The organism is Mesorhizobium sp. M4A.F.Ca.ET.022.05.2.1, from assembly GCF_003998845.1.
Taxonomy (GTDB): Bacteria; Pseudomonadota; Alphaproteobacteria; order Rhizobiales; family Rhizobiaceae; genus Mesorhizobium.
The window spans coordinates 1-5,015 of the sequence record NZ_RZOJ01000437.1 but is presented as its reverse complement, the minus strand read 5'-3'; the positions used below and the strand labels follow the sequence as shown (position 1 = coordinate 5,015).

Genomic DNA, 5,015 nt, shown 5'->3' with positions numbered 1-5,015 from the left:
GTTCGCCGCCATGGAACGGCACATGCTGCTGGCCGATTTCCCGGAAACCGCCGCCACATGGCTCGGCATGGGGCGGGATGCCGGCTTTTCCCACGCGGAGGAGATTTTCGTCATGCCGAACAGAATGGGTAGGATGTTCCGATACTGGAACTAGAGCACGCCAGCAAAAGCGTGAAACGGCTTTCCGTCCGCAACTGCGTCAAAACAAAGAGATGCGAGACAATGTCATCCAAGCTGAAACCGAACGAGGTCACGCCGGGTGATGCGCCGGTTCCCTTGGCCATTGAGCTTGCCGGCCGCTGGGGGCGGCTGCGGCCGCTCGACGCCGAGGGCGATGCGGCACAACTCTACCTGCTCTCGCATGACGAGCACACGCACGCCACCTGGGTCGACATGAAGGTGGGGCCGTTCGCCACCGAACGGGCCTTCGCCGAGCAAGTCGCCGTCCTGGTGGCCGATCCCAAGCGCGCCTTCTTCGCCGTCGATGGCCCCGATGGCGGGCCGCTCGGATGGCTCTGCCTGATGGAGGCGCGACCCGCGCATCATGTCGTCGAGCTCGGCTATGTGCTCTACACACCGCCGCTGCAGCGCACGCGGCTCGCCACCGAAGCGCTCTACCTCATCCTGCGCCACGTCTTCGACGATCTCGGCTACCGGCGCCTGGAATGGACCTGCACCTCGACCAACCAGCGCTCGCGCAAGGCGGCCGACCGACTCGGCTTCGTCTATGAAGGCATGCTGCGCGAGAGCCTGTTCCTGAAGGGCAAGCCGCGCGACATCTGCATGTACTCGATGCTTTCCAGCGAATGGCCGGCCCGCCGCGCCGCCTTCGAGGCCTGGCTCGATCCCGCGAACTTCCGCGATGGGCGGCAGATCTGGTCGCTGACCGAAATCCGTTCGGCTGCCGGCCATGATCCCGGGGAGCCGGCGGATCCGCCGCTGCCGGTCTGACGGAAAACCCTTGCCGGTGGCGATGCCGGTTTTGTGCTAATCAAGTCCAGTGGTTTCGCATGCATCAAGGGGGCAGGCTATGAAGGCGCTCGAAATCTCCAATCAGGATTTGTCGCGGCTGGCGGACGAGGCGATGGACCTCGCCACGACCTATTGGGCCTCGCTCGATGACCGTCCGGCCTATCCGTCGACCAGCGGCAGGGAGACAACCGAACTCTTCTCGCGGCCCTGGGCCGAGGAGGGCAGGGGCCGGGACGTCCTGCACGACTTCAAGTTGATCGCCGAGCATGCGCGACCATCCGCTGGCAGGTTCTTCGCCTACGTCTTCGGTTCCGGCGAGCCGGTGGGGGCGGTGGGAGAATTGCTGGCGGCGGTGCTCAATCAGAACGTGTCCTCGTGGCGATCCGCGCCGGCGGCGACATCGATCGAACACGCCGTCGTCGGTTGGCTGGCGGAGGCGGTCGGCTGCGCCGGATTCACCGGCAGCCTGTGCGGCGGCGGCTCGGCGGCAAACCTGATGGCGCTGGCGATGGCGCGTGAAGCAAAGCTGCCGGCCAATGAAACAGGGGTGCGCGGCGGCGTGGTCTATGCATCCGAGCAGGTGCACATGTCCATTGCCAAGGCGGTGGCGCTGCTCGGCATCGGCAGGGCGAACCTGCGCCTGGTTCCCGTCGACGACCAGTTCCGGATGCGTCCGGACGCCCTCCAGGCGGCCATCGCCGCCGATCGCGCGGCCGGACGAATACCGATCGCGATCGTCGCCACCGTCGGCACCATCGTCTCCGGCGCCATCGACCCGCTGCCCGAGATCGCCGCTATCGCCGGACGCGAGGGCATGTGGCTGCATGTCGACGGCGCGTATGGCGTTCTGGCGGCCCTGGCCCTGCCGGAGACGCTCAACTCGCTGGCGCTGGCGGATTCGCTCTCGCTCGATGCGCACAAATGGCTTTATCAGCCACTGGATTGCGGCTGCCTGCTGCATCGCCACCCGGACATCGCGCGCAGGACGTTTTCGCACAGCGACGACTATGTTGGCCTGCTGAGCCAGGATCCCACGGAAGGTTTCGCCTTCTTCGATCAGTCGTTCGAGCTGTCGCGGCGTTTCCGCGCGCTGAAGCTCTGGCTGTCGCTGCAATATCACGGGCGCCGCGCCTTTCGCGAGGCGATCGCCGAGGACCTGCGCCATGCCCGGCTTCTGGCCGAGACGGTCGAGGCGCATCCGGAGCTGGAGCTTCTGGCGCCGGTGCCGCTCAGCGCGGTCTGTTTCCGTCATCGCGCCAAGGACAACAGGGCGATCCTGAGACGCGTGATCGCGCGCGGTCGCGTCTATCTGTCGAACGCGACGGTCCACGACCAGTTCGCGCTCAGGGCGTGCTTCGTCAACCACCGGACGACGGACGGCAATGTGCTCGAAATCGTCTCGGAGGTGATCGCGGCAGCCGCCGAACTCAACGATTGAGGCTTGGAGCAATTCCGGGAAAAGTGTGAAACGGTTTTCCGTCCGGATTTGCGTCAAAACAAAGAGCTCTAGTTCGCCGACTGCCGATCTGATGGCCTCGATGGCGAGCCCCTTGTGATCGTTGCAATTCAAGTGGTGGCTGTAGGCAAGGTACAGTACATTAGAAAAACGAAATATTACTTTGGGAGTCCGCCATGGCAGAGAGGGAAGACGGCCGGACGCCGTTACCCAACGGCGCTGGCGCCGACTATGACCTGATCATTGTTGGTGGCGGTCTTGCGGGATCCTCGCTGGCCATCGCCCTTGCCGGTCGCGGCGCGCGCGTTCTCATCGTCGAACAGCAGGACGAATTCAGGGACCGCATCCGCGGCGAGGTTCTCATGCCCTGGGGAAGTCTCGAGGCCCAGCGCCTGGGCGTCTATGCTTTGCTTCTCGAAAGCTGCGCCACCGAGGCGGCCTACTATTCAAGATTCCGGGATGGCTCTCTGCAGGCTGTGCGGGACTTGATCGCGACGACGCCTTCCCGGACCTGTTGCATGACGTTTCCCCATCCGCAGATGCAAACGGTTCTGCTGAAACATGCCGAGAGCCTGGGAACGGAGGTGAGGCGCGGAAGCGTGGTCTCGGCGGTGACATTTGGCGATGTCCCACGAGTTCACGTCGGCAGCGACGCAAAGGGTCTCTCGGCGCGCCTGGTCGTTCTGGCGGACGGCAGGGATTCGCGTCTACGCTCGCTTCTCGGCTTTGAGGTGAGGCATGATCCCGAACTGCTGATCACGGCCGGCATGATCCTGGAGGGCGACGTCGATTGTTCGGAGGTTCTCGCCGGCAATGCCCCACCGCGGGCAAACACGATCAATCTCTTCTATGATCCCATGGGCGGGCGCATGGTAATCGCGATGAAAATTGCCCCCCGGCGCAACCGCATCTATCTCATCTACCACAAGGATGTTCTGCCGAAGCGCCTTTCCGGCCGTCATTCGGTGGAGGAGATGATACGCCAGCTGCATGCGACAGGCGCGCCCGCCCACTGGTTCGACCGGGCACGGCAGGCAGGTCCGTTTGCCAGCTTCGACGGGTCGCATCGATGGGTCGACAGGCCCAGTCGCGACGGGGTTGTTCTGGTCGGCGATACCGCGGCCGCCACCGACCCTGCCTGGGGCAGGGGGCTGTCGCGGACGCTCCGCGATGTCCGGCTGCTGCGGGACCGATTGCTCGAAAACCCCGATTGGCGATCGGCGGCGGAGGCCTACGCTGGCGACCATGATGATTTCTACGGCTGCATGCGACGCCTGGAGGCGATGGAGACAGCATTGCTGTTCGAGCGCGGAGAGGCGGCCGACCGGCGGCGCCAGCATGCCTTTGCGCTTTTTGCCGGCGATCCGACGCGGGTTCCGGATGTCGTCGGATTGGGACCCGAGGCACCCTCGGATGATCTGGCCCGTGCTCGTTACTTCGGAGAGATGTGAGGGACGGATTTAGATCCCGACCGTGCCCCGACAGCGCATGCCTTTTGCTGCGCCGGCAGGTGCCGGTCGCCTCACTCGACGAAGCCGAACCTGTCGACGTCGAACAGGCCCATGTCGGTGAGCTTGAGATGCGGGATCACCGGCAGTGCCAGGAACGCCACCTGCAGGAAGGGTTCGGGGATCGTGCAGCCGATGTCGCGCGTCGCCTCGCGCAACTGATGCAGGGCATGGGTGACGGTCTCGAAGGGTTCCAGGCTCATCAGCCCGGCCAGCGGCAGCGCCAGTTCTGCGGTGATGACGCCGTTGTCGGCCACCGCCATGCCGCCGCCCATCTCGATCAGCCGGTTGACCGCAACCGCCATGTCGGCGTCGGTGGCGCCGACCACGGTGATGTTGTGGCAGTCATGGCCGATCGAGGAGGCGATGGCGCCGCGCTTCAGGCCGATGCCCCGGACAAAACCCTTGCCGATATTGCCGTTCCTGCCGTGCCGCTCGACCACCGCGGCCTTGAGGATGTCGGCCTCGGGGTCGGCCTGCAGGCACTGATCGAGGACGGGCAGGGCGGCGTCCTCGCGGAAGGTGATGATCAGGCCGGGCTTGATCGCGATCACCGGCGTCTGGTTGCGGCCCGCCCTGGCCTCGACGCGGAAGGCATCCGCCGTGACCGGCTTCGCCTTCACCGAGCCGAGGCCGACCGGCGCCACCGTGCCTCGGGTCTCGAACAGGTCCGGCGTCACCAGCCGTCCCGCGGAGACGACATCGCTCACCCGGCAGTCCTCGAGGTCGTCGAGCAGGGCGATGTCGGCACGCCAGCCGGGCGCCACCAGGCCGCGATCGGTGAGGCCGAAAATGCGCGCCGCGGAATGGCTGGCGGCGCGGTAGACATGATGCAGCGGCCGGCCCTTGGCGATCAGCCGCCGGATCGAGGAATCGAGATGGCCTTCCTCGGCGATGTCGAGCGGATTGCGGTCGTCGGTGCACAGCGCGACGAAGCTCGACGTATCGGCGTCGAGGATCTCGGCCAGCGCGTCGAGGTCCTTCGAGGCCGAGCCCTCGCGGATCAGGATCGCCATGCCCTTGGCGAGCTTTTCGCGTGCCTCGGCCGCGGTCGTGGTCTCGCGGTCGGTGCGGACGCG

The 5,015-nt window shown here is 65.7% G+C and carries 4 protein-coding genes; 3 read left to right on the top strand and 1 reads right to left on the bottom strand.

Features of this window, described 5'->3' with window-relative positions:
- The first annotated feature begins 222 nt into the window (after nt 1-222).
- The 3 genes from EN745_RS29870 to EN745_RS29860 all read left to right on the top strand — a co-directional run bounded on the left by EN745_RS29870 (nt 223) and on the right by EN745_RS29860 (nt 3,879).
- Complete coding sequence (locus EN745_RS29870; RefSeq protein ID WP_127422901.1) at nt 223-951, top strand: GNAT family protein; 729 nt, start codon at nt 223-225, stop codon at nt 949-951.
- 79 nt (nt 952-1,030) lie between these two features.
- Nucleotides 1,031-2,410: an aminotransferase class V-fold PLP-dependent enzyme gene (locus tag EN745_RS29865; protein WP_126055403.1), complete on the top strand. Its 1,380-nt coding sequence runs from the start codon at nt 1,031-1,033 to the stop codon at nt 2,408-2,410.
- Nucleotides 2,411-2,604: 194 nt separating this feature from the next.
- A complete protein-coding gene (locus EN745_RS29860; RefSeq protein WP_126055402.1) occupies nt 2,605-3,879 on the top strand; it encodes an NAD(P)/FAD-dependent oxidoreductase in 1,275 nt (424 codons plus the stop codon).
- Nucleotides 3,880-3,950: 71 nt separating this feature from the next.
- Here the strand turns inward: EN745_RS29860 and EN745_RS29855 are convergent.
- A partial coding sequence (locus EN745_RS29855) for an adenine deaminase C-terminal domain-containing protein (protein WP_145992207.1) occupies nt 3,951-5,015 on the bottom strand: 1,065 nt, incomplete at its 5' end.